Source organism: Candidatus Sulfotelmatobacter sp., assembly GCA_035504415.1.
GTDB lineage: Bacteria > Vulcanimicrobiota > Vulcanimicrobiia > Vulcanimicrobiales > Vulcanimicrobiaceae > Vulcanimicrobium.
On record DATJRY010000011.1, the window covers coordinates 215993 to 240901 of the forward strand.

The following is a 24909-nucleotide window of genomic DNA, read 5'->3' on the forward strand; positions in this document are numbered from 1 at the left end:
ACCTCAGTCGATCAGGGTGCGTTCCGGGCTGCCGTTGAGCGGCAGCTGATCGGCCGCGGGTGCCTGGAGCGCCGGTTCCGCGGCGCCACCCGCCGCGACCGAACGGGGCGTCGGGCGCTCGAGCAGCGAGAGATGCGACATCAGCAGCGAGCGCAGCTCGCTCTTGGCCTTCTCGGCGCTGTCCTGGGCGCGCTGCGCCTCGCGGCGCGACTCGTCGATGCGGTCGCCCAGCGCCGCGATCTCGCGCTCGGCCGACAAGCGCGCCTCTTGGCGGATCAGGTCGGCCTCTTTGTGCGCCGCGGCCTTGACCTCGTCGGCGGTGCGCTGCGCCAGCAGCAGCGTCGACTGCAGCGACTCTTCCATCGCCTTGAAGTGCGAGATGCGCTCGCGCAAGTCGCCGATCTCGGCCTCGAGCGCGGCGCGCGCCTGCGCCTCGTCTTCGAGCGTCTCGATGATCTCGTCGAGATACTCGTTGACCTCGTTGCGGTCGTAGCCTTGCAGCGACCGCTTGAATTCCTTGTGCTGGATGTCGACGATCGTGATCTTTGCCATCAACGCAAATCCTTGATACCCAAGACGCCGTCGTTGTCGAGCTGTTCTTTCACGCCGGCCGAGTTGACGCTCACGCCGCTGGGCACGACCAAGTAAATCGCCTCGGCCAGCTTCTGGATGCGGCCGTCGATCGTGTAGGCGACGCCCGAGGTGAAGTCGACGACCCGCTGCAAGAGGTTGCGGTCGGCGCCTTGCACGTTGACGATGACGACCTGCCGCGCGCGCAGCGCGTCGGCGATCTCGGTGACGTCGCCGAACGAACGCGGCGCGAACACGGCCACCGATCCGCCCGGCCGGCGCGAGGCGTCGCTGAGCGGGACGACGTTGCGTTTCGCGCCGACCTCGTCGGCGTACAGCTCGTCGTCCTCTTCGTCGTGGATCGCGAACCACGATCCGATGCGCGCGAACACGCTCATACCGGGATCCTTTCTCGGGCGGGACGGGGGCCGAAGATCGCCGTGCCCAGACGCACCATCGTCGAGCCGGCCCGGACGGCGGCTTCCCAGTCGCCGGACATCCCCAGGGAGAGCGTCGTCCCGCCGACGCGTTCGAAGGTCTCGCGCGCGGTGGCGAACGCGCGGGCCGGATCGCCCTCCAGCGGGCCGATCGCCATCACCCCGTCGACCTGCAGCCCCGCCGCGCGCAGCCGCTCGGCCAGCGCCGGCGCCTCGGCCGGCGCGGCGCCGAAGCGCTCGGCCGGCGAGACGTTGATCTGCACCAGCACCCGCAGCGGGCGCGCGGCATCCGCCGCCGCCTTGGCCAGCGCCAGCCCCGCCTCGAGCCGATCGACGCTTTGCACCACGTCGAAGGAACGTGCGATCGCCTTCGCTTTGTTCGTCTGGACGTGGCCGATGAAGTGCTTCGTGCAGGGCGGCAAGTCGGCGTACTTGGCGCGCGCCTCTTGGAGGTAGTTCTCGCCGACGTCGTGCAGCCCGGCGGACAGCGCCGCCAGCACCGCCTCGCGCGGCTGCCCTTTGGTCACCCCGAGGATCGCGACCGAGCCGCGTTCACGCCTCGCGGCGACGCTCACCTCGTCGACGCGCTCGCGCAGCGCCGCCACGCGCTCGGCGACCGTTTCGGTAGCCAGGGCCATGGACCGACACCTTCACCGCGCCTCAGTTCGGGTCCCGCGCCTCGGTGCGGACGCCGCGCCGGTAGGAGTAGACGATCATCACCACGCCGATGACGACCTGCAGCACGGCGACGAACTGCCCGCCGTCCAAGCCCAGCACGGTGAAACCCGGATCGCGCCAGATCTCGGCGATCGTGCGCATCACACCGTAGGTGGTGAACCAGGCCCAACCGGTGACGCCGTCCGGCGGCCGGCGCGAGTACACGAACAGCACGATCGGCAGCGTGATCAGGTCGAGGATCGCCTCGAAGATCTGCGAGGGATAGCGGTAGTTGAGCTGATCGGCCGGAAACTGGATGCACCACGGCCGGTCGGGGTTGCAGACCTTGCCCAACAGCTCGTCGTTGATGAAGTTGACCAGCCGCGTCGTCACGATGCCGATCGAGAGCAGCGGCACGACCTCGTCGCCGAGCACGCCGAAGGTCAATCCCGGGTGCTTGCGCAGGAACAGCACGATCGCCAGCAAGACGCCGACCAGCGCGCCGTGGAACGCCATCCCGCCTTGCCAGATCGCGATGAAGTCGATCGGGTGCGCGAGGTACGCGCTCAAGTTGTGCTTGGTGAGCACGTCGGCGATGACGAAACCCGTCCGTCCGCCGATCAGCACGCCGACCAGCGCGTAGACCAGGAAATCTTGGATCTGCTCGGTCGTCAGGCCGAGCCGCCGTCGGCCCGCCGGGCGGTTCATCCACAGATAGACGCAGATGAAGCCCAACAAGTACGAGAGGCCGTACCAATGGACCGAGACCGGGCCGAGCCGGAACGCGATCGGGTCGATGTTCGGATAGACGAACCAGTGGGTCACGGGACCACAGGTACGGGCAGCGGCCGGCGGCCTCCCGTCGCCGGTGCATCCGGCCGGCGCCCGGGCGCCTTCTAGGTCACGGTGTCCGCCAACGTCAACGTCCTGACCGCCTTCCTGGCGGGCCTCGTCTCGTTCATCTCACCCTGCGTCCTGCCGCTGATCCCGGCCTACCTCTCGTTCCTGACCGGGTCGAGCCTCGAAGAGCTCAAGGCCCAGTCGGACGCCGCCAGCCGGGCCCGGGTCATGCTCCACGCGGTGGCCTTCGTGGCCGGCTTCACCCTGGTGTTCATGGCGATCGGGCTGTCGGCCAGCGCGCTCGGCTCCGTCTTCATCCAATACAAGGACTGGATCGCGCGGATCGGCGGGGTCGTGGTCATCATCCTGGGCCTGAACATGATCGGGCTGTTCAAGATCCCGGCCCTGATGATGGACAAGCGGCTCCAGGTCCGCAGCGCGAACCGCTCGGTCTTCGCCTCGGCGCTGGTCGGAATCGGCTTCGCCGCCGGCTGGTCGCCCTGCATCGGCCCGATCCTCTCGGGCATCATCCTGATCGCCTCGCAAGAGAAGTACGGCCAGGCGACCTTCCTGCTGTTCGTCTACTCGATGGGCCTCGCGATCCCGTTCCTGTTGACGGCGGCGGCGATCGGCCAGGCGCTCGGGCTGCTCAACCGCGTCAAGCGGTACCTGGGCGCCATCGAGATCGGCGCCGGCGCCTTCCTGGTGGCCACCGGCCTGGTGCTGATCACCGGCTCGTTCGGCCGCGTGGCCGGCTTCTTCTACCAGTACGTCAAGCCGCCGAGCCTGTAGGTCGGCCGAAGAACCCGTCGAACCCCGGGCCGGTGATTCTCCTCTGGGTCGTCGCGCTGGTCGTCTTTCTGTTGGACCGGTGGACGAAGTCCGTCGTCCTCACCCACTTCTTGCCCGGCGAGAGCCGGCTGGTGATCCCGCACCTCTTGTGGTTCACCTACGTGCAGAACACGCACGGTGCGTTCGGACTGTTCGGCAACTCGCCGCTCTTGCTGATCGTGCTGGCGTGCCTGGTGCTCGCGCTGTTCGCCTACGCCTTCCGCGACGCGGTGCGGCGGTCGAACCTGGTGCGGGTCGCGTTCGGGATGATCGTCGGTGGCGCGATCGGCAACATCGTCGACCGCTTCCAGCACCAGTGGGTGGTCGACTTCATCGACTTCAAGACGATCTGGCCGAACGTGTTCAACGTCGCGGACTCGTGCATCACGATCGGCGTGGCGCTGCTGATTCTGGCGTCGCTGCGGCGCGAGGCGCGCCGCTGACGCACCTCGTCGACGACGCCGATGCCGGCATCCGTCTCGACGTTCTGCTCACCCGCCTGAGCGGGTTCTCGCGCTCGCACGTCGCGAGCGCGCTGCGCGCCGGCGCCGCCACCGTGAACGGTGCCGCCGGCAAGCCCAGCACGCTGCTCGAACCGGGCGATGCGATCGCGTGGAGCATCGCCCCGCCGGCCGAGCTGATCGTCGAGCCGGAAGCGATCCCGCTCGACATCGCCTATGAGGACGAGGACATCCTGGTGGTCGACAAGCCGGCCGGGATGGTGACGCACCCGGCGCACGGCGCGGTCGACGGCACGCTGGTCAACGCGCTGCTCGCGCACGTCGGCGGTTTGCCGGGCGAGATGCTGCGCCCGGGCCTGGTCCACCGGCTCGACCGCGACACCTCCGGCCTGCTGCTGGTCGCCAAGACGGAAGCGGCGCTGGGGACGCTGGGCCGCGCGATGCAAGCGCGGTACATCGAGCGCGAGTACCGCGGCATCGTCGTCGGCACGCCCGAGGACGCCGAGGGGACGATCCGCGGCGCGCTGGGCCGCGATCCGCGCAATCGGCTCAAGTACGCGATCCGGGCCGAAGGCAAGCCGGCGGTGACGCACTACGCGCTGCGCGAGCAGCTGCGCGGTCACGCCGAGCTGACGTTTCGCCTCGAAACGGGCCGCACGCATCAGATCCGCGTCCACATGGCGGCGCTCGGTCACGCCATCCTCAACGATCCCGTCTACGGGCGCAGCGACTCGCGCTTGCCGCTGCCGGGGCAAGCGCTGCACGCCTGGCGCCTCGGCTTCAAGCATCCGCGCACCAAGCAGATGATGGAGTTCGAGAGCGAACCGCCGCCCGAGTATCTGGCCACGCTGGCGATGCTGCGCCGGTGATCGGCGCGTTCACGTTGCGCGCGCGCGACGGCGCGGCGCGGCGCGGCACGCTGACGACCGCCCACGGCCCGGTCGAAACGCCGTGCTTCATGCCGGTCGGCACGCTGGCCGACGTCAAGCTGCTCGAACCCCAGGACCTGCGCGAGCTCGGCGCGCGCATCGTGCTCGCCAACACGTATCACCTGTGGCTGCGGCCGGGCCTGGAGACGCTGGTGGCGGCCGGCGGCATCCACCGCTTCATGGCCTGGGACGGTCCGATCCTGACCGATTCGGGCGGCTTCCAAGTCTTCAGCCTCGAGTCGCGCCGCGCGATCGACGAAGACGGCGTCACCTTTCGCTCGCACCTGGACGGCAGCCGGCACCGCTTCACGCCGGAGAACGTCGTCGCGTTCCAGGAAGACCTGGGCGTCGACGTCGCGATGGCGTTCGACCAGTGCGTCGCCTTGCCGGCCACCCGCGACGAGCTGCTGCGCGCGGTCGAACGGACGACGGCGTGGGCGCAGCGCTGCCGCGCGGCGCAGCGGCAGGCCGATCGCACCATGCTGTTCGGCATCGTGCAGGGTGGCCTCGACGAGCAGCTGCGCGCGCGCAGCGCCGCCGAGCTGGTCGCGCTGGACCTGCCCGGCTACGCGATCGGCGGCCTCTCGGTCGGCGAGTCGCGCGAGGAGATGGACCGCATGACTCGCTTCACGGCGGCGCTCTTGCCGGCCGACAAGCCGCGCTACCTGATGGGCGTGGGCACCGTGCGCGACCTCATCGCGGGGATCGATCGCGGCATCGACCTGTTCGACTGCGTGTACCCGACGCGCAGCGGTCGCCACGGCCGCGTCCTGCTGCGCTCGGGCGAAGAGTTCAACGTGCGCCGCGCCGGACACGTGCGCGAGTTCGTGCCGCTCGACCCGGCCTGCGACTGCCGCGTCTGCGCGACGTACACGCGTTCATACATCTGTCATCTCTTTCGCGCCGGAGAGACGCTCGGCGCGCGCCTGCTCTCGTATCACAACGTCGCCGCGCTGACGGGCCTGGTGCGCGACGCGCGCGCGGCGATCGAGTCGGGGCGCTGGAGCGAGCTGCGCGAGCGCGTCTTGAAGGCGCCCAGCGACGCCGGCGAAAAGAACGACGCGTGAGACGCACGTTCCTCTCCGTCCTCGCGGCCGCGGCGTGCGTCGCCCTCGCGTGCTCGGGTGCGCTCGCCGACCCGCTGCAAGCGGCGTTCACGCTGAGCATCAACCCGCTCGACGGCGGTCACGAGGTCGGCAACGGCCAAGTCGACCGCGTCGACTTCGCACCGTTGCCGCTGGCCGACCTCGAAGTGCGCTGGCGCGGCGAGAGTGTGCACGTCGAAGGGCTACCGTCGGTCACCTTCGGCTACGGCAGCAACCCCGACGGCGCGCAGTCGACGCGGCTCTCGATCATCAACGCGACGTTCCGCCAACAGCTCGGGGCCGGTTTCTTCGCCGGCTTCGGCCAGACGATCTACAACCAGCGCACCGACTACGGCAATCAGATCGGCGTACGCTACTACGCCGGTCCCGGCGTCACGTCGTTCATCGACGGCGACGAGATCCAAGACTCGCGCGTCACGGGGCCGCGATTGGAGCTCGGGAAGCATTGGACGCGCGGGCGAGACAGCGTCGAGCTGGTCGCGGCGGTGAACCCGACGATGCACGGCGTCCAGTACACGCAAGTCGGCATTCTGGGCGAATCGTGCATCTACCATGTGGGCTGCCGCTTCTACGAGCCGACCTTCGCCGATCCCGAAATCGCCGCCCAGACCGACCTCTCGCTGCGCGTCGGTCACCGCCTCTCCAAACACGGCGATCTGCTCTACGGCCTGCGCTATCTCAACTACACCGCGCACTACGCGCTGCCGGGCGATCCGCTCGCCGACCGCAACGTCGGCTTCGCACCGACGATCGCGTACCGGCTGCGCTTCTAGCGCCGTTCGCGCGGCACGGGCCGCCGAAACGGGACGACGTTGGTGCGCGGCGGTACCGGCGGCGATTCACCGTCGAGGAGCGCGACCAGCTCGTCGAACGACCACGCCGGCAGACCCAGCCGCCCGCGCAGCAGCGCGCAGCCGAGCAGGATGCGCAGATAGGGTTCGTCGTCGGGGTCGAGCAGCGCCGAGACCCCGTGCGGCAGCGCCGGCGCCATGGACGTAGCGTACGCGTGCGAAGTGCCATCTGCGTGTCACTCGGCGCCGTCACGGCGCGCGGCTCACAACCTTGAAGAATCGCTGAAGCGCGGCGCGTCCGCTCTTCACGGGCGCATCAGACGGCGCGTGCATGCTCGCCGCATGAAGAACGTGTCTTTCGCGGCCGGTGTGCTCCTGGCAGCGCTCTTGGCCGGTTGCAGCGGCGGCGGAACGAGCACGCCGACGCCTCCCGCGGGTGGCGGGGCGAGCGCCCCGACCCCGACTCCGACTCCCATCGCCGCGACGCCGACGCCCAGCCCGGCTCCCAGCTCGACGCCGGTCGCGGCCGCGACGCCGCTGGGCACCGCGACGATCAACGGCTCGCCGGCCTTCGTCACCGCGACGGGCTTCGCGACCTACTTCTTCGACGGCGACACGACCGCCGACGTCTCGACCTGCACGGGCAGCTGCCTGGCGGCGTGGCCGCCGGTCCTGGCGCCGTCGGGGGCGCTCCCCTCCCCGTGGAGCGAGTTCACCCGGACCGACACCAACCAGCTCCAGCTGGCCTTCAACGGGCGCCCGCTCTACACGTTCGCCAGCGACACCTCGCCGGGCGTCGCGACGGGCGACGGCGTGGCCGGCTTCAGCCTGGCGCGACCGACGGCGACCGCGCTCGCCGACCCGACCCCGACGCCGTCGGCGACCCCGTACAGCGGCTACGCCAAGGGCACGAGCAAGGCGCGTCCCCCGCACTGACAGCCACGACCGACCAGCCGGTAGGGGCGCTCCGCACGCGGGGCGCCCTCAATTTTTGTTGACAACGCTTCGCGATTCAGGATACAACCGGGAAACGATGCTTGTGCGTCTGGTCCTCGTCCTCGTCCGCGTACTTCTTGCCGTCCTTATTGACGACCGGCGAGACGCTTTCGCATAGACGACGAACCAGGTCGCTCTAAACATGACGAAAGCCCTCGCCGGTAGCAGCCGGCGGGGGCTTTCTCTATCCGGAGGATTTCATGGAAGCCTACTACGACCGCGACATCGATCGCGGCGCACTCGACGGGAAGACGATCGCCATCATCGGGTACGGCAGTCAGGGCCGTGCCCACGCGCTGAACCTGCACGATTCCCGTCACGACGTCGTGGTCGGCTTGCGGCCCGGCTCGGCGAAGCGCGACGAAGCGCGCCGGGACGGCGTCCCCGTGGCATCGATCCCGGAAGCGGTCGCGCAAGCGGACCTCGTCATGATGCTGATCCCCGACGAGGAACAGCCCGCCGTCTACATGCGCGAGATCGTCGAGCACCTGCGGCCCGGCATGACGCTGGCGTTCGCGCACGGGTTCGGCATCCACTTCGGCACCATCGTGCCGCCGCAGGACATCGACGTGATCATGATCGCGCCCAAGGGCCCGGGGCGCCTGGTGCGCAGCGAGTACGAAGCCGGCCGCGGCGTCCCGTGCCTGATCGCGATCCATCAGAACCCGAGCGGCAAAGCCCGTGAGGTCGCGCTGGCTTATGCGTCGGGAATCGGCGGCGGGCGCGCCGGCATCCTCGAGACCTCGTTCAAGGAAGAGACCGAGACCGATCTCTTCGGCGAGCAGGCGGTGCTGTGCGGCGGGATGAGCGCGCTGGTGAAGGCGGGGTTCGAGACGCTGACCGAGGCCGGCTACGCGCCCGAGATGGCCTACTTCGAGTGCCTGCACGAGATGAAGCTGATCGTCGACCTGATGTACGAGCGCGGCATCGAAGGCATGCGCAACGCGATCAGCAACACGGCCAAGTACGGCGACTACACGCGCGGCGAGCGGATCATCACCGAGCAGACCCGCGCCACCATGCGCGAGATCCTCGGCGAGATTCGCAGCGGCAAGTTCGCGCAGGACTGGGTGGCCGAACACGCGGCCGGCAAGCCGTCGTTCCGCAAGTTCCGCGAAGACGCGGCGCGCCACGAGCTCGAGTCGGTGGGGCGCGAGCTGCGCGGCCTGATGCCGTGGATGAACGAGCATAGCTCGAACGCCGAAGCGGACGACGATCTCCGCTTCCGCGTCCTGTAGACCCGGTCGCGAAGGAGAGTACGACCATGAACGGCGCGCGTGCCGTCCTCGAGGCCCTCGAACGCGAGGGCGTCGACATCGTCTTCGGCTATCCCGGCGGAGCGATCATGCCGCTCTACGACGCCTTGTTCCAACACCCCGTACGGCATGCGCTGTGCCGTCACGAGGCGGCGGCGGCGTTCGCGGCGAGCGGGTACGCGCGCACCTCGGGTCGCGTCGGCGTCTGCTGCGCGACCTCGGGGCCGGGCGCGACCAACTTGGTGACCGCGCTGCTGGACGCGATGATGGACAGCGTCCCCGTGGTCGCGATCACCGGCCAGGTGCGCAGCGAGCTGATGGGGACCGACGGCTTCCAGGAAGCCGACGTCTGCGCGATCACCCAGCCGATCACCAAGCGCAACTTCTTGATCGCCGACGCGTCGGAGATCGCGAGCACGATCGCCGAAGCGTTCGCGCTCGCGCGCAGCGGCCGGCCGGGTCCGGTCCTGGTCGACATCCCCAACGACGTGCTCAAGGCCAAGCTCGGCGAGGATCCGATCGTGGCGCTGGTCGCGGACGGTCCGCGCGCGGTCGAGCCGCAACTCTCCGGCGCCAAGCCGCGCCCGAGCGCCGACTCGGTGCGCGAGGCGGTGGCGCGCCTGCGCGCGGCGCGGCGACCGGTCGCGATCATCGGCGGCGGCATCCGCGCCGGCGGCGTCGAGCAGTACCGCACCTTCGCCTCGATGCTCGGTATCCCGCACGCCGCGACCATCATGGCGCTCGGCGCGGCGACGCCCGGCGACCCCGCGTTCTTGGGGATGCTCGGGATGCACGGGCTCAAGGCGGCCAACAAAGCCGTGCAGCGCGCCGACCTGCTGCTGGCGCTGGGGATGCGGTTCGACGACCGCGTGACCGGCAAACCCGATCGCTTCGCGCGCGAAGCGACCGTCATCCACGCCGACATCGACGCGACCGAGTTCAACAAGATCATCCCGGCCGACGTCACGCTGCACGGCGACCTCTCGTACACGCTCGAGGCGCTGATCGACGAGCTCAAGCGCGGCCACGTCCCACGCTTCGACGATTGGGCGATGGAAGCGCGGCTGCTCGGCGGAGCGCTGCCCAGCGACCGGGTCGCGGAGCGCGTGCTCTCGGCGACCGACGCGCTCGACCGTCTCTTCGAGGTGCTGCCGCCCGACGCGATCGTGACGACCGACGTCGGACAGCACCAGATGTGGACGGCGCAGCGCGCGCGGCCGCTGGCCCCGCGCAAGTTCGCCACCTCGGCGGGCCTGGGCGCGATGGGCTTCGGCTTCCCCGCCGCGATCGGCGCGGCGTTCGCGAACCCGAGCGTGCCGGTCTACGCGGTCGTCGGCGACGGCGGCTTCCAGATGTGCCTGCCCGAGCTGGCGACGCTGCGGCGCTACGACGTCCCGGTCAAGATCGTCCTGATCGACAACCACAACCTGGGGATGGTCCGCCAGTGGCAAGAGCTGTTCTTCTCCGAGCGGTACTCGGCGACGAACCTGGCCGACAACCCCGACTTCACCGCGATCGCGCGCGCGTACGGGATCGCGGCGTTCTCCTTGAGCGACCCGGCCGACGCGCATCGCGTGCTGGCCGAGTTCGTGGCCGCGCCGGGACCGGCGCTGCTGCACTGCGCGTGCCATCCGACCGAGAACGTCTGGCCGATGATCCCGGCCGGCATGACGGTCGACGACCTGATGGAGGCCCGGGCGTGACCTGCGAGGTGACCCTGCGCGACTTCCGTTCGATCGCGCGGATCGTGAACTTGGCCCATCGTTTCAACTGCCGCTGCACCCGCATCGACGCCAGCGCCGACGCGCAGGCCACCAAGGCCAGCTTCGATTTCGACGGGCCGACGGCGGCGCTGACGCGCCTGCGCGCGCAGATCGACCGTATCCTGGCCTACGAGATCGACGAGGTAGCCGGATGACCCGAGTATGTCGCCCGTCCCGGAGAGTACGCTGATGCACCAACGCTATCGCCCCTTCCCCGCGATCGCGCTGTCGGACCGCACCTGGCCCGCGCGCACGATCGAGCGGGCGCCGCAATGGTGCAGCGTCGACCTTCGCGACGGAAATCAAGCGCTGGTCGAACCGATGGGCCCGGATCGCAAGCGCCGGATGTTCGATCTGCTCGTACGGATGGGCTTCACGCAGATCGAGGTCGGCTTCCCGTCGGCCTCGCAGCCCGATTTCGACTTCGTGCGCGAGCTGGTCGAACAGCGGCTCATCCCGCCGCACGTGACGATCCAAGTCCTCACCCAGGCGCGCGAAGACCTGATCGACCGCACCTTCGCGGCGATCGACGGCGCGCCGCGCGCGATCGTCCACGTCTACAACGCGACCTCGCCGATCTTCCGCCGCGTCGTGTTCGGCCTGGACAACGCCGGCATCGTCGACGTGGCGGTCAGCGCGGTGCGGCACATCAAGCGCCGCGCGGCCGAGATCGCCGACCGCACGCACGTCGTGCTGGAATACTCGCCCGAGACGTTCTCGGCCACCGAGCTCGAGTTCACCAAGGAGATCTGCGACGCGGTCGTCGCCGTCTGGGGTCCGACCGCGGACGAGAAGATGATCCTCAACCTGCCCGCGACGGTCGAGGTCGCGACGCCGAACATCTACGCCGACCAGATCGAGTGGATGTGCCGCAACCTCGCGGACCGCGAGGCGGTGGTGATCAGCCTGCACCCGCACAACGACCGCGGCACCGGCGTCGCAGCGGCCGAACTCGGCCTGATGGCGGGCGCCGACCGCGTCGAGGGAACGCTGTTCGGCAACGGCGAGCGCACCGGCAACGTCGACGTCGTCACGCTGGCGCTCAATTTGGCCTCGCAAGGCGTCGATCCGCAGCTCGACCTGGCCAACGTCCCCGAGATCGTGCGCATCGTCGAGGAGTGCAACCGGTTGCCGGTGCATCCGCGCCACCCGTACGGCGGCGAGCTGGTCTTCACCGCCTTCTCGGGCTCGCACCAGGACGCGATCAAGAAAGGCTTCGCGGCGCTCGAGCAGACCGACGGCGCGCGTTGGGAAGTGCCGTATCTGCCGATCGACCCCAAGGACATCGGGCGCACGTACGAAGCGGTCGTGCGGGTCAACAGCCAGTCGGGCAAGGGCGGCGTCGCCTACGTGCTGCACGCCGATCACGGCTTGGATCTGCCGCGCGGCTTGCAGGTCGAGTTCAGCCGCGTCGTGCAGGCGCGCGCCGAAGCGACCGGCGGCGAGGTGACGCCGGAAGAGATCCGGCGCGCCTTCGAGACGACCTACGTCAGCGGCGGGTCGCTGCGGTTGGTCGAGTACGTCACCACCAACGACGGCGTCGCCGGAACGCCGTGCACGATCGACGCGACGCTGACCGACGGCCTCACCCAGCGCACGATCTACGGCGACGGCAACGGACCGATCGACGCCTTCGTCGACGCGCTGCAGCGCGCGTTCGAGGTCGACCTGCACGTGCGCGACTACCACGAGCACGCGCTGCGCGCCGGGGAAGACGCGACCGCCGTCTCGTACGTCGAGACCATGCTGGACGGACGGACGGTCTGGGGGGTCGGGATCGATCCCAACATCGTGACCGCGTCGCTGGCGGCGATCGTCAGCGCCGTCGGCCGCAGCGTCCCGTCCGTCGACGCCAAGAAGGAGCACCATGCCGCGTACGCTGTTCGATAAGGTCTGGGACGCCCACGTCGTCGAGGAGCTCCCCGGCGGCAACGCGCTGATCTTCATCGACCTGGTGGTGGCGCACGAGATCACGACGCCGCCGGGTGCGATCGCGATCGAGAAGCAGTTCGACGACCGGCTCTACGCGGCCGATCGCATCGTGGCGATGATCGACCACGTCGCGCCGGCCAAGGACGCGGCGACCGCGCTGCAGGCGCACGTCGTGCGCACCTGGGCCAAGCGTCAGGGGATTCGCTTCCACGACATCGGCGACAACGGCATCTGTCACGTGCTCGTCCCCGAGCGCGGCTACGTCGCGCCGGGGATGACGGTCGCCTGCGGCGACTCGCACACCTGCACGCTGGGCGCGTTCGGCGCCTTCGCGCTGGGGATCGGCACGACCGCGCAAGCCGGCGCGATGCTGGCGGGCTGCTTGATCCTGCAGCGCCCGAAGGTGATGAACGTCGAGCTGACCGGCGAGCTGTCGTTCGACGCGACCGCCAAAGACCTGGTGCTGACCGTCATCAAGACGATCGGGTTCAAGGGCGGGACCGGCTACGTGCTCGAGTTCACCGGCTCCGCGGTGCGCGCGCTCTCGATGGAACAGCGCATGACGCTGTGCAACATGGCGATCGAGGCCGGCGCGACCAGCGGCATCGTCGCGGCCGACGCGACGACGGCCGCGTTCCTCGCCGCCACGCCGGGCAATCCGACCGGCTGGAAGGCGGAGCAAGCCGATCCCGACGCGACCTACGACGCGCACGTCGTCATCGACGCGAGCGCGGTCCGTCCGGTCATCTCGTGGGGGATCAACCCCGGCGAGAACTCGCCGATCGACGGCGTCGTCCCGCTCGACGCGCCGGCCGAGTCGCTGGCGTACATGGGGCTCGAGCCCGGGCAGCCGATGACCAGCATCGCGATCGATCAGGCCTTCATCGGCTCGTGCACCAACTCGCGCATCGGTGACCTGAGACTGGCGGCCGAAGTGCTGCGCGGCCGCAAGGTGCGCGTGCCGACGATCGTCACGCCCGGCTCGCAGCTGGTGCGCCGCCAAGCCGAACGCGAGGGTCTGCACGACGTCTTCCAAGACGCGGGCGCGCTGTGGACGCACTCCTCGTGCGGACCGTGTCTGGGGATGTCGATGGGCGTGCTGGCGGCGGGGACGCGCTGCGTCTCCTCGTCGAACCGCAATTTCCCCGGCCGCATGGGCGACGGCGGACGCGTCCATCTCGCCGCGCCGGCCGTCGTCGCCGCGTCGGCGGTGCTCGGACGTTTGGCCTCGCCGGCCGACGTGAACGCGCTCGAGGCGGTGCCGGCATGATCGTCGAGGGCACCGTGCTCGCGATCCCGCGAGCGAACATCGACACCGACCAGATCATCCCGGCGCACTACCTGACCCGCATCGACGAGGCAGGGATGGGCGAGCATCTCTTCGAGGGCTTGCCCGACGGCGCGCACTACCTGACGACGCACCCGACCGCGACGATCCTGGTCACCGGTGAGAACTTCGGCTGCGGCTCCTCGCGTGAGCACGCTGCGTGGGCGCTCAAGGACCGCGGCTTCCGCGCCGTGATCGCGCCCAGCTTCGCGCGCATCTTCCACGAGAACGCCTACAACAACGGCGTCGTGCCGGTCATCCTGCCGCCCGAGACCGTCGAAGGACTGCTCGGCGCGACGCGCATCGCGATCGACGTGCAGAACGAACGGCTGCGCGCCGACGGCGGCACGCCGATTCCGTTCCAGCTCGATCCGCTGCGCAAGCAGTTCGTGCTCGGCGGCGGCTTCCTGGCCTATCTGGCGACGAAGATCCCGCAGGTCCGGGCCTGGGAAGCCGCGCGCGGATGAGCGCTCGCATCGCGGTCCTGCCGGGCGACGGGATCGGGCCGGAAGAGACCGCTGCCGCGGTGCGCGTGTTGCGCGCCGTGCTCCCCGATGCGACCTTCACCGAAGGCGCGGTCGGCGGGTCGGCGATCGCCACGCACGGCACGCCACTGCCCGAGGAGACGCTGGCACTGGCGCGTGCGAGCGACGCGGTGCTGTTCGGCGCCGTCGGCGGCAACGGCTTCGAGCACCTGACCCCCGACAAGCGGCCGGAAGCGGCGATCCTCGGCTTGCGCAAGGCGTTCGGGCTCTACGCCAACGTGCGGCCGGCGCGCGTCTTCCCGGGCCTGGAGTCGCGCTCGCCGCTGCGCGCCGAGCTGGCGACCGGCATGGACCTGGTACTCGTTCGCGAGCTGACCGGCGGGTTGTACTTCGGCCCGCGCAGCCTCGAGCCGGAAGACGGCGTCCTGACGGCGCGCGACACGCTCGTCTACCGCGACTTCGAGATCGAGCGCATCGCGCGCTTCGCGTTCGCCTTGGCGCGCACGCGCCGCAAACGCCTGACCTCGATCGACAAGTCCAACGTCATCATCAGCTCGCAGCTGTGGCGCCGCGTCGTCAACGACGTCGCCGGCGACTATCCCGACGTGACGCTCGAGCACATGCTGGTCGACAACGCGGCGATGCAGCTGGTCCGCGACCCGCGCGCGTTCGACGTCATCGTCACCGAGAACATGTTCGGCGACATCCTCTCCGACGAGGCGGCGATGATCACCGGCACCATCGGCACCGCCCCCAGCGCCAGCATCGGCGCGCCGCCCGACACCAAGCCGTTCGGCATCTACGAGCCGATCAGCGGCACCGCGCCCGACATCGCCGGCAAGGGCATCGCCAACCCCGCCGCCGCGATCCTCTCGGCCGCATTGCTGGCTCGCTTCTCGCTCGGCGAAACGGCCGTCGCCGACGCGATCGACGCCGCCGTCGCCGACGCGCTGCGCACCGGCCCGCGCACCCCCGACCTCGACGGCCCGGCCGGGGTGAGCACCGAGGCCTTCACCGACGCGGTGCTGGCACGACTCGGAGCGATGGCCGACCTACCGGCGTGAGAAGGTCGCTTCGTTCGCGATATACGGGATGTAGCGGAAGTCGCGGATGAACGCGACCGTCTCGCGCTCGACGTCCAGCACCATGAAGTAGGCCGGCGCGGCATCGTCCGCGGAGCGGAAGACGGCGATCGCCGGAATACCGTCGACGACGCCGAGCTCCGCGCGCAGGTCTTCGGTCGTGGTAATCTGGGCGTAGCGATCGTAGTACCCCGCGTCGAGCGCCCGGCGCTGGATGCGCGAGACGATCTCCAGCCGCGACTCCTCGCCCAGCAGCGCGCGCAGTCCCACCCAGTCGCGCTCGTTGAACAGGTTCACGTAGCGGCGCAGCACCGTCTCTTCCTCACGAGTCATCATGCGCTCGACCCGCGCGCTGACCGGGCGCGCAGCGCGAGCGACGTTGGCGCGAGCGCGGGAGAGCGCGGCCTTGACCGCGCCCACCGTGGTGCCCATCGTCGCCGCGATCTCGTCGAGCGAATGACCCAGGACGTCTTTGAGGATGATCGCGCTGCGCTGCACCGGCGGAAGCTCGACGAAGACCGCCAGGGCGGCTTCGACCAGCTCCGGGTCGACCGCGCGCTCGTCGTCCGGCGCGCGGTCGGGTACGTTCTCGACCAGGTCGACGTACTTCCGCTCGGCCCGCTTGAGCACCTCCATTGCGGTGTTGTGCGCGATGCGAAACAGCCATGGGCGCAGATTCGGCGGCTCCATCATTTGGCCCAGCGCGTAGTAGGCTTTCGCAAGCGTTTCCTGGACGACGTCCTCACCGTCGAACACGGAGCCCGTCATGCGAGCGCAATAGCGATGGAGCTCGGGACGCAGCTCGTCGACGAGCTCCATGAAACGATCGCGCGCTTCCATCATCGCCGGCAGCAGCGCGCGCGCGTCGCCCTCCCTCACCCGGCATCCCGGCGGCGGCTCATCGCCGTGGCGCGCGCAGCCGCAAGCGCGCGATCAGCGCCGCGATCCCCAAGATTGCCGCGGGAGCCATCACCGTGAGGTTCTCTTCCACGGGAATGCCCATGATGTGCGCGAGCAGCGTCATGACTCGACCGGCTCACGGGGCAACCCCGACGCCGCGTTCACGGCGGCCGTCCACTGCGCATCCTGCGACGCGTCGCCGTAGGCATCGTGCCAGTTCCACCATTTGTACGGCTCGCTCTGCGGATAGCCCGCGGGAGAATCCTCCCAGAGCTCTTGGCGCCCGAGCGGCGTGACGTCGAGATAGTTCCACGTCCCACCCATCTGTTCGTCGCCACGATCCTGGATGAAGTAGGTGCGGAACACGCGCTCGCCGTCGCGGAAGAACACGTTGGTGCCGTGCCACTCGTCGACGCCCATGTCACGATCGAAATCGTCGGTGATCGTGTACCATGGCATGCGCCACTCCATACGTTCCTTCAATTGCGCGATCTGCGCCTGCGACGCGCGCGAGGCGAACGCGAGCGTCGTGTCGCGCGCGTTGAGGTGGGCGAGATGGGCGACCTGATCCGCGCACAGCGAGCATCCGCGGCAGGCATGGTCGGGCCAGCCGACGACACCCGGCTCGAAGAACGCCCGATAGACGATCAGTTGGCGCCGTCCGGCGAACAGGTCGAGCAGGCTGGCCGCGCCGTCGGGGCCGAGGAAGGCATACTGCTTCTCGACGGCCAGCCACGGCATCCGCCGGCGCGCCGCGGCCATGGCGTCGCGGGCCCGCGTCAGCTCTTTCTCCTTCACGAGTAGGAGTTGACGTGCGTCCTCCCAGGCCTGCGCGGAAACGATCGGTGGTGTCTTCATTCCGGGTCTCCTCATTTCGATGATCAGCTGTCGAGAAGACGAGCCAGCCCGGCCCAAAGATACGGGTGCGCGCTAGGGCCGCACCCAGCCGGCGGTCGTCGCCACCGCGACCGCTTCGCGGCGGCCGCTGCACCGGAGCTTGCGGCAGATCGAGCGGATGTGGGTGTCGACCGTCTGCGGGCTGCGGCCGGTGTAGGCCGCGACGTCCTTGGTGCTCGCGCCGCGCGCCAACAGCTGCAGGATCTCGCGTTCGGCGGGCGTGAGGCGCGTGTAGCCCGACTGGTCGGCGACCTCGGGGAACGGCAGCGCGGCGAGCAGCCGCGCGAAGCCGCCGCCGTGGACCGCACGCAAGCGTTCGAGCGCCACGCCGACGGCGGCCGCTTCGGCTTGCCCGAGCTGCACGAGCGCGATGGCCCGGCCCGCCTGCACCAACGCGCGCAGCCGGTGCTGCTGGGGTGCGAGGGCCGCCTCGGCCTCCGCGAGGCGGCGCTGTGCCGCGGGCGTGCGCCCGCGCAAGAGTTCCGTCAGCGCCGCGACGACGCGCGAGCGCGCGGCGCGCCGCCCGGGCGCGCGGACGCGTTCGAGCGCGTCCGACCATACGCCGAGCGCCGCTTCGCCGGCGTCGCGCTCGCCGGCCGCCGTCGCGTAGAGCGCGACCTCGGCCGCGCGCAGCGCGCGGCGCTCGTCGTTCGTCTGCGCGTCCACGGTGCCGTCCAGCAGCGCGTACGCGCGCGCGAAGTCCCCCTCCCACGCGGCACGCATCGCCTGCGCGGGCAGCAGCGCCTCGTTGCGCGTCCCGCTCGGCGCCGCGTCGACGTCGGCCAGGGCCGCGTCGAGCGCGGCGATCGCGGCCTCGTCGCCGCGTTCGATCTCGACCTCGTACGCGGCGACCAGGCCGTAGAGCTGCACGGACCGGCTCGCGCTCTTGCGCGCGTACTCGCCGAGCCGGTCGAGCACGGCCAGCGTCGCGATCGGATCGTCGTCCTCGAACGCGACCGTGTAGAGCGCGCTGCACGCGCGCGCCGCGACCTCGTACAGACCGTGCTCGACCGCCGCCTCGACCGCGCGGTTGCCGTAGTCGCGCGTGCGCGCGACGTCGCCGGCGAACGAGGCGACGTAGGCGGCCTGCTGCCAGAGCCGCGCCCGCACGTCGCCGCCGAGCGTCGCGCCGGCGACCAGCGCGGCGTCGATCGCCGTCTGCGCGTCCGCCAGCCGGCGCGCGCCGACGTACGCCGTCGCCAAGGTCCCCAGCAGCAGCGCGCGCGCCGCGACCGGGACGCTGCAGTCGTTCGCGTAGGCTTCGAGCAGCGCGATCGCGTCGCGGCCGTTGCGCACCAGCTCGATCGCGTAGCGATGGACGAGCGCGAGCCGGCGTTCCGGCTCCGCGGCGCGAGCGATCGCCGCCGCGAACAACGGCTCGGCGGCGTCGAATCGGCCACGCCGTGCTTCCAGCGCCGCCTCGAGACCGAGCACCGCGGCCCGCTCGGTACGCGACGCGTCGGGAACCGCGGCGAGCGCGCTCACGAGCCGGTCGGCCTCGCCGTGCTCGAGCAGCGCCAAGCCGCTGCGCTCGAGCACGCGCAGCACGCCGGCGGCCTCGCCGATCGACGCGAACAGCGTCAGCGCCTGCGCCGCGTCGCCGCGCGCTTCGAGCAGCTGCGCGGCGCGCAGGTGCGCGTCGTGCCAGGCGTGCGCGCCGGCGCGGCGCAGCTCGCGTTCGAGAAAGTCGCGGAACAGGTCGTGATAGCGGTAGACGCCAGCGCGCACCGGCGTCAAGAAGGTCACCGTGCGACGCAGCTCGTCGAGGAACGCCGCGTCGGCGCCGTAGGCAACGAGCACCTCGTCGTCGAGCGCCGCGTACACCGAGGTGTCGAGCAAGAAACGCTGCTGCGTGCGATCGAGGCCGGCGAAGACCTGCTCGGCTAGGTACCGCGAGATCATCTCGCGCGTACCGCTGGTCGCGCCCGCCAGGTCGGCGGCGTGCAGCCGCATGCGCAGCGCGATGCCGAGCGCGATCGGCCAGCCGTCGGTCAGCGCGTGCAGCGCGCGCACGTCGGGCGCCGCCGGCGCGGCACCGTCCTCGGCGCTCGCCATCGCTTCCTCGAGCGTGAAGCGCAGGTCGTCCTCACCGACCGGGACGTCCATCCGCCCGTAGCCCATCCACGACGCGACCGGCAGCCCCGCGTCGCTGCGGGTCGCGATGATCCAGCTGATCCGCCCCATCGTCCGTTCCACCAGCTCGACGAGCAGCGCGACCACCGCGGGGCCGGCGGCGTGCTGGAAGTCGTCGACGACGATCGTGCACACCGTCCGCTGGAGGTGCTCGGCGAACCACGCGGCGGCGATGCGCGCCGGCTGCGGCTCGGTCGCGAGCCGTTCCTGCAAGGCCGGGAACGAGGCGCGCGCGCCCGGCGCGACGGCGGCCAGCGCGTCGCTCAAGCCGCGCGCGAACGCCTCCAAGGTCGTCACCTCGCGACCGACGTCGAAACGGACGGCGTCGACGCGGCTGGTCTCGAGGTAGTCGCGCAAGGCGACGCTCTTGCCGAAGCCGGCCGGCGCGACGAGCAGCGCGACCGGGAAGCGGGCGGCACGGGCGAGACGGTCGTTGATGCGCGCGCGCATCAAGCGGGCAGCGGCGATACGGGTGACCTCGTCAGGGGCTGCTCGGCGATTCGTGTTCGCGCGCACGCCGCCCCGCGGCTATGCTTGCCCCCGCGACGGGTATAGGGAGCGAAGCGTGACTCGTCCCCTGCTGGCCGCGGCCCTGCTCGTGGTCGCCGGCTGTTCCGCTCCCGGTCCGGCGACGCAGACCGCACCCGTCGCCGCCGACGTCGCGCGCCACGCCGCCAACGGCGCCAACGCGCTGCCGGGAAACGGCGCCAACGCGCTGCCCGGCAACGGGGCGAACGCGTTACCGGGAAACGGTGCCAACGCGCTTCCGGGCGCGCAGCTGGTGTGCGCGCCGCCGACCAGCGCCGGCAGCGCCAGCTGCACGCTCGCGATCAACGTGACGATCGCGCCCAACCCCGACCCGTCGCTCCCGCCGGCCGGCATCCCCGGCCTGCATCCGGCCGACCTGCAAGCCGCTTACGGTCTCCCGCCGAGCGCGGGCGGACTGGTCGCCGTCGTCGACGCCTACGACGACCCCGTCGCCGAGTCCGACCTCGCCGTCTACCGCACCGCCTTCGGATTGCCGGCGTGCACGAGCCAGAACGGTTGCTTCCGCAAGCTCGGTGAAAACGGTACCGCCAGCCTGCCGGCGCCGAGCACGACCTGGGCGCAAGAGATCGCGCTCGACCTCGACATGATCTCAGCGGCCTGCCCGAACTGCACGATCGCGCTGGTCGAGGCGAACTCGTCTTCGCTCGACGACCTCGGCGCCGCCGTCGACACCGCCGCGTCGTTGCGGCCGCTCGCCATCAGCAACAGCTACTATGCCGCCGAGTGGTCCGGCGAACAGAGCGAAGACGTCCACTTCCACCACCCCGGCATCGCGATCACGGCCAGCGCCGGCGACGCGGGAACACCGTCGTATCCGGCCGTCTCGCCGTTCGTGACCGGCGTCGGCGGCACGAGCCTGCAGGGCAGCGGAACGAGTTGGACCGAGACCGCCTGGAGTTACGGCGGGCAAGGCTGCAGCGCGTACGTCGCCGCGCCGCGCTGGCAGGTCGGCTCACCGTGCGCGACGCGCGCCGCGGTCGACGTCGCCGCCGTCGCCGATCCGCAGACCGGCGTCGCGTTCTTCTGCACCACCAGCGGCGGCTGGCTGGTGGCCGGCGGGACCAGCGTCGGCGCGCCGCTCGTCGCGGCCGGCTACGCGCTCTCCGGCCATCCGGCGGGCCCCGGCTATTCCTACCAGCGCCCAAGCGCGTTTCACGACGTCCCCCCGACGGGCATCGACCTCGTCACCGGACTCGGCTCCCCCAACGGCATCCACGGTCTCTGAGCGGCGGACCGCAGCGAAGCGAGGACCGCGAAGGCTTCGGCCGAGGCCGAAGCCACCTACCCGGTTTTCGGTATATCGGGTGCTCCCCGGCGACGGCTACGCTCGTCGCGAGGAGGACCATCCATGCATCGACTCGCGCCGGCGGCGCTGATCGTCGCCTTCACTCTCGCCTCGTGCTCCGGCGCCCATTCCGGCGGCACGTACATGCCCGGGCCCGCAACCGCGTCGGGCACCGGCCCAACCACCACCGCCACCACTCGCGGCACGCGCACGACGCGCGCGCTCGCCCAAGCAGCCGCACCGGCCGGCTGGGCCACCACCGGGACGCAAGTCCTCAGCCTGCTCGGCGGCAGTGATCTGGGCGTGCTCAGCGGCACGCAGACCCTGACGATCCGGGTCGGCCTGCAGCTGCAGAATCCGAGCGCGCTGCAAGCCGCCGCGCGCAGCGGGCAGATCCTCTCGCCGAGCCAGGTCGCCGCCGACGGCCCGACCGCCAGCCAGGTCTCGCAAGTCACCGCGTATTTGCAGAGCAAGGGCTTCACCAACGTTTCGGTCGAGCCGAACAACCTGATCGTCAGCGCGAACGCGACCGCGGCGCAAGCCAGCGCGGCGTTCGACACGACGCTGCACCGCTTCTCCGTCGACGGCGCCACGGTGTTCGCGAACACGACGCCGGCCTACGTGCCGCAGGCGCTGGGCTCGATCGTCGTCGCGGTGCTCGGCCTGAACGACGTGCAGATGTTCAAGACGCCGCAGCACGTCGGTTCGGCGCACGCGGCGCCGGCCGGCACGCTCGCGGCGGCAAGCTCGACGCCGACGCCGCAGCCGGAATCGCCGTGTTCGCTCGGCAGCGTCGAGATCGTCGGCCTGCCCTCGCCCGAGCCGGAACCCTCACCGGTCGCCGCCGACGCCGGATGCGCGCGCAACTACACGCCGTCGGACTTCTGGCGCGCGTACGACGCGAACGTGACGCCCGCCGCGAGCAACGTCTTGGTCGCGATCATGGCCGAAGGCAACGTGCAGCAGTCGGTCGAGGACTTCCAGACCAACGAACAAGGTGACGGGCTCGTGCACGTGCCGGTGGTGGTGAAGCCGGTCGGCCTGGCCAGCACCGACACCAGCGGCGACGACGAGTGGACGCTCGACCTGACCGCGTCGACCGGGATGGCGCGCGCGGTCAAAGGCGTCTACCTCTACGACACGACCTCGCTGACCGACTCGGACATCGCGCTCGAGTACAACCGCTGGGTGACCGACGATCTCACCAAGATCGGCAACTCGTCCTTCGGCGGCTGCGAGTTCGGCCCGTACCTGGACGGCTCGATGCTGCTCGACGACGAGATCCTGCTCGAAGGCGCGGCGCAAGGCCAGACCATGTTCGCCTCGACCGGCGACACCGGCGCGTTCTGCTCGGTCGGCACGCCCAACGGCGTCCCCGCCGGTGCGCCGCTGGTCGAGTACCCGGCCGCGTCGCCGTACACGGTCGCGGTCGGCGGCACGACGCTGCTCACGCAGGTCGCCGGCAACTATCAAGGCGAGGCGGCGTGGTACTCCGGCGGCGGCGGGCTCAGCCAGTTCGAGTACTCGCCGTACTGGGAAGCATCGGCGCAGCCGGTCGCCTCCGCCGGCGCGGTGAGCATGCGCGGCCTGCCCGACGTCGCGATGGACGCCGACCTGCAGACCGGAATGGTGCTCTACCTCAGCGACGAGGGCGGCTGGACGGTCATCGGCGGGACGAGCCTCGCTTCACCGCTCGCCGCCGGCACGTGGGCCCGCATGCTGCAGCAGAAGCGCAGCCTGGGCTTCGCCGCACCGGTCCTCTACGAGGCGTGGTCCGTCGCGACCAACGGCGTCTCGCTGGTCGGTCCGCCGCCGACCACCCCGCGCGGCGGTTTCCACGACATCCTCACCGGCGCGAACGGCGCCTACACCGCGGCTCCGGGCTACGACTACACGAGCGGCCTGGGGAGCGTCGACGTGGACGCGATGAGCGCGGCGCTCGGGACCTGAGTCCTCCTCGGACCCGAACGCTGCGAGAGGCCACCTCCACACCGTCACCCCACCGGGAGGTGGCCTCTTCGCGTCCCGCGTGGCAAGATGGGTACCACGTGAACCTGCACATGAGCGGCTCGTCCTGATGGCGTCATCGGCGTCGGCGCTCCCGCGTTCCGGCGGGTCCGCGACCGCGCGGACGGGCAACGCCGGGCCGGCCGGGAGCTCGGTCGTCGAGACCGGCTCGCGGCGCATGCTGGTCGTCATCGGCGTGATGCTGGCGGCGCTGCTGCAGACGCTCGACTCGACGATCACCAACGTCGCGCTGCCGAACATCCAGGGCAACCTGGGGGCCAGCACCGACGAAGGCACGTGGGTCATCAACGGCTACATCATCGCGGTCGTCATCGTCATCCCGATGATCCCGTGGCTGCAGACGACCTTCGGACGCAAGCGCTACTTCCTGGCCTGCATCGCCGGCTTTACCGCGGCGTCGTTCGCGTGCGGCATCTCGACCTCGATCGACGAGCTGATCGTCTTCCGCATCGTGCAGGGCGTGTTCGGCGCGGGGCTGCTGGCGACGGCGCAGACGATCCTGCGCGACACGTTTCCGCCCGAGCAGCTCGGGGTGAGCCAAGGCATCTTCGCGCTGGGCGCGATCATGGGACCGGCGCTCGGGCCGCCGCTGGGCGGCGTGCTGGTCGACAACCTCAACTGGAACTGGGTCTTCGACATCAACGTCGTGCCCGGCGTCGCCTCGTTCCTGATCCTGCTCGCCGTCTTGCGCGATCCGGCGTCGGCGAAACGCCAACCGATCGACCTGCCGGGGCTGATCTTCCTGGTGATCGGTATCGGCTGTCTGCAGTACGTGCTCAGCGAAGGCGAACGCTACGACTGGTTCTCCGATCAGAACAACCTGATCGACGGCGTGCTGGCGGCGATCTTCATCACGCTCTTGGTCTGGCGCGAGCTGACCACCCGCAACCCGCTGGTCGACCTGCGCGTCTTTCGCCATCGCGCGGTCAGCGCCGGTTTCGTGTGCGCGCTGGTCATCGGCGGGCTCATCTTCGGCTCGACCTACACGATCCCGCAGTTCGTGCAAGGCTCGCTCGACTTCACCGCCACCCTCAGCGGCCTGTTGATCTTCGTGCGCGCGATCCCGATCGGCATCGCGACGCCGTGGGTGGCGCGCAACGTCGGCAAGTACGACGCGCGCGCGTTCATCGGCGTCGGCTTCGTGTTCATGGGGTTGGGCAACGCCCTGCAGGCGTTCGTGACCGCGCCGAACGCGGTGTTCTCCAGCTTCGTCGTCCCGCTGGCGCTGACGGGCGTGGGCGCGGCATGCCTGTTCGTGCCGCTCTCGACCGCGGTCCTCGGCGGCGCGCCGCAGCAAGACAGCGCCAAGGCCGCCGCGTACGTCAACCTGGGCACGCAGCTGGGCGGCTCGATCGCCATCGCCCTCCTCTCGACGATCCTCGACCGCCGCATCGCCTTCCATCTCTCGGTGTTCGCGGGCAACGTGACGCTCAACGCACCGGTGCTGCAGCTGCACCCGCAGCTCGCACGGATGCCGCAAGAACTGTACGGCCTGGTCTTCAGTCAGGCGCTGATCGCCGCCTACGAAGACATCTCGCTCGTGCTGGCCTCACTGGCCATCGTGGCGATTCCGGTCGCGTTCCTCATGCCGCGCCCGCGCAAGGGCACCGCACCAGCGCACGTCGAGGCCTGACTCGGTCGGCCGACGCTCCCG

The 24909-nt window shown here is 70.4% G+C and carries 25 protein-coding genes; 16 read left to right on the plus strand and 9 right to left on the minus strand.

Annotated elements, in window-relative coordinates; genetic code table 11:
- Positions 1-3 precede the first annotated feature (3 nt).
- The 4 genes from VMD91_07440 to lgt are packed head-to-tail and all read right to left on the minus strand — an operon-like array spanning position 4 to position 2489.
- Positions 4-552 (minus strand): DivIVA domain-containing protein, encoded by a 549-nt coding sequence (locus VMD91_07440; GenBank protein HTW83882.1) that lies wholly within the window; start codon positions 550-552, stop codon positions 4-6.
- Entirely contained in the window at positions 552-968 is a 417-nt protein-coding gene (sepF, locus tag VMD91_07445) for a cell division protein SepF (GenBank protein HTW83883.1), read from the minus strand. Before sepF ends, VMD91_07440 begins: the two co-directional genes overlap by 1 nt.
- Positions 965-1645, minus strand: coding sequence for a YggS family pyridoxal phosphate-dependent enzyme (locus VMD91_07450; protein ID HTW83884.1), 681 nt, complete (start codon positions 1643-1645; stop codon positions 965-967). The genes sepF and VMD91_07450 overlap by 4 nt, the downstream gene beginning before the upstream one ends.
- A 22-nt stretch (positions 1646-1667) precedes the next feature.
- Positions 1668-2489 (minus strand): prolipoprotein diacylglyceryl transferase, encoded by an 822-nt coding sequence (gene lgt / locus VMD91_07455; protein ID HTW83885.1) that lies wholly within the window; start codon positions 2487-2489, stop codon positions 1668-1670.
- Positions 2490-2570: 81 nt separating this feature from the next.
- On the opposite strand from lgt, the gene VMD91_07460 reads away from it, so the two are divergent.
- Genes VMD91_07460 through VMD91_07480 form a run of 5 tightly spaced genes read left to right on the plus strand, consistent with a single transcriptional unit; the run spans position 2571 to position 6604 of the window.
- Positions 2571-3296 carry a cytochrome c biogenesis protein CcdA gene (locus tag VMD91_07460; GenBank protein HTW83886.1) on the plus strand — a complete coding sequence of 242 codons (726 nt, stop codon included), beginning with the start codon at positions 2571-2573 and terminating at the stop codon, positions 3294-3296.
- 32 nt (positions 3297-3328) lie between these two features.
- A complete protein-coding gene (gene lspA / locus VMD91_07465) occupies positions 3329-3778 on the plus strand; it encodes a signal peptidase II (protein HTW83887.1) in 450 nt (149 codons plus the stop codon).
- Positions 3715-4665 carry an RluA family pseudouridine synthase gene (locus VMD91_07470; GenBank protein HTW83888.1) on the plus strand — a complete coding sequence of 317 codons (951 nt, stop codon included), beginning with the start codon at positions 3715-3717 and terminating at the stop codon, positions 4663-4665. Before lspA ends, VMD91_07470 begins: the two co-directional genes overlap by 64 nt.
- On the plus strand, positions 4662-5792 hold the full coding sequence (gene tgt / locus VMD91_07475; GenBank protein HTW83889.1) for a tRNA guanosine(34) transglycosylase Tgt: 1131 nt from the start codon (positions 4662-4664) through the stop codon (positions 5790-5792). The genes VMD91_07470 and tgt overlap by 4 nt, the downstream gene beginning before the upstream one ends.
- Positions 5789-6604 carry a hypothetical protein gene (locus tag VMD91_07480; GenBank protein HTW83890.1) on the plus strand — a complete coding sequence of 272 codons (816 nt, stop codon included), beginning with the start codon at positions 5789-5791 and terminating at the stop codon, positions 6602-6604. The genes tgt and VMD91_07480 overlap by 4 nt, the downstream gene beginning before the upstream one ends.
- On the opposite strand, the gene VMD91_07485 is transcribed toward VMD91_07480, so the two are convergent.
- Positions 6601-6822, minus strand: coding sequence for a hypothetical protein (locus VMD91_07485; GenBank protein ID HTW83891.1), 222 nt, complete (start codon positions 6820-6822; stop codon positions 6601-6603). The genes VMD91_07480 and VMD91_07485 overlap by 4 nt on opposite strands.
- Before the next feature lie 142 nt (positions 6823-6964).
- On the opposite strand from VMD91_07485, the gene VMD91_07490 reads away from it, so the two are divergent.
- The 8 genes from VMD91_07490 (at position 6965) to leuB (ending at position 15445) form a co-directional block, all read left to right on the plus strand.
- On the plus strand, positions 6965-7558 hold the full coding sequence (locus VMD91_07490) for a hypothetical protein (protein ID HTW83892.1): 594 nt from the start codon (positions 6965-6967) through the stop codon (positions 7556-7558).
- Between the two features lie 260 nt (positions 7559-7818).
- Positions 7819-8856, plus strand: a complete 1038-nt coding sequence (ilvC, locus tag VMD91_07495; GenBank protein HTW83893.1) for a ketol-acid reductoisomerase — start codon at positions 7819-7821, stop codon at positions 8854-8856.
- Positions 8857-8882: 26 nt separating this feature from the next.
- Positions 8883-10577, plus strand: coding sequence for a biosynthetic-type acetolactate synthase large subunit (gene ilvB / locus VMD91_07500; GenBank protein HTW83894.1), 1695 nt, complete (start codon positions 8883-8885; stop codon positions 10575-10577).
- On the plus strand, positions 10574-10792 hold the full coding sequence (locus VMD91_07505) for a hypothetical protein (protein HTW83895.1): 219 nt from the start codon (positions 10574-10576) through the stop codon (positions 10790-10792). Before ilvB ends, VMD91_07505 begins: the two co-directional genes overlap by 4 nt.
- A gap of 34 nt (positions 10793-10826) precedes the next feature.
- Entirely contained in the window at positions 10827-12527 is a 1701-nt protein-coding gene (leuA, locus tag VMD91_07510; protein HTW83896.1) for a 2-isopropylmalate synthase, read from the plus strand.
- Positions 12505-13839 carry an aconitase family protein gene (locus VMD91_07515; GenBank protein HTW83897.1) on the plus strand — a complete coding sequence of 445 codons (1335 nt, stop codon included), beginning with the start codon at positions 12505-12507 and terminating at the stop codon, positions 13837-13839. Before leuA ends, VMD91_07515 begins: the two co-directional genes overlap by 23 nt.
- Positions 13836-14363: a 3-isopropylmalate dehydratase small subunit gene (leuD, locus tag VMD91_07520; protein HTW83898.1), complete on the plus strand. Its 528-nt coding sequence runs from the start codon at positions 13836-13838 to the stop codon at positions 14361-14363. The genes VMD91_07515 and leuD overlap by 4 nt, the downstream gene beginning before the upstream one ends.
- The gene (gene leuB, locus VMD91_07525; GenBank protein HTW83899.1) at positions 14360-15445 is read left to right on the plus strand and encodes a 3-isopropylmalate dehydrogenase; all 1086 of its coding nucleotides are present in this window, start codon (positions 14360-14362) and stop codon (positions 15443-15445) included. Before leuD ends, leuB begins: the two co-directional genes overlap by 4 nt.
- On the opposite strand, the gene VMD91_07530 is transcribed toward leuB, so the two are convergent.
- The 4 genes from VMD91_07530 to VMD91_07545 form a co-directional block, all read right to left on the minus strand.
- Positions 15434-16342, minus strand: a complete 909-nt coding sequence (locus VMD91_07530) for a sigma-70 family RNA polymerase sigma factor (protein HTW83900.1) — start codon at positions 16340-16342, stop codon at positions 15434-15436. The genes leuB and VMD91_07530 overlap by 12 nt on opposite strands.
- A gap of 19 nt (positions 16343-16361) precedes the next feature.
- The gene (locus VMD91_07535) at positions 16362-16487 is read right to left on the minus strand and encodes a hypothetical protein (GenBank protein ID HTW83901.1); all 126 of its coding nucleotides are present in this window, start codon (positions 16485-16487) and stop codon (positions 16362-16364) included.
- Complete coding sequence (locus tag VMD91_07540; protein HTW83902.1) at positions 16484-17221, minus strand: DUF899 domain-containing protein; 738 nt, start codon at positions 17219-17221, stop codon at positions 16484-16486. Before VMD91_07540 ends, VMD91_07535 begins: the two co-directional genes overlap by 4 nt.
- Before the next feature lie 72 nt (positions 17222-17293).
- Positions 17294-19843 (minus strand): LuxR C-terminal-related transcriptional regulator, encoded by a 2550-nt coding sequence (locus VMD91_07545; GenBank protein HTW83903.1) that lies wholly within the window; start codon positions 19841-19843, stop codon positions 17294-17296.
- Between the two features lie 115 nt (positions 19844-19958).
- Between VMD91_07545 and VMD91_07550 the strand changes: the two genes are divergently transcribed.
- The 3 genes from VMD91_07550 to VMD91_07560 all read left to right on the plus strand — a co-directional run bounded on the left by VMD91_07550 (position 19959) and on the right by VMD91_07560 (position 24888).
- A complete protein-coding gene (locus VMD91_07550; GenBank protein HTW83904.1) occupies positions 19959-21167 on the plus strand; it encodes a hypothetical protein in 1209 nt (402 codons plus the stop codon).
- 123 nt (positions 21168-21290) lie between these two features.
- Positions 21291-23177 carry a S53 family peptidase gene (locus VMD91_07555; GenBank protein HTW83905.1) on the plus strand — a complete coding sequence of 629 codons (1887 nt, stop codon included), beginning with the start codon at positions 21291-21293 and terminating at the stop codon, positions 23175-23177.
- Positions 23178-23304: 127 nt separating this feature from the next.
- Positions 23305-24888 carry a DHA2 family efflux MFS transporter permease subunit gene (locus tag VMD91_07560; protein ID HTW83906.1) on the plus strand — a complete coding sequence of 528 codons (1584 nt, stop codon included), beginning with the start codon at positions 23305-23307 and terminating at the stop codon, positions 24886-24888.
- Positions 24889-24909: the final 21 nt, after the last annotated feature.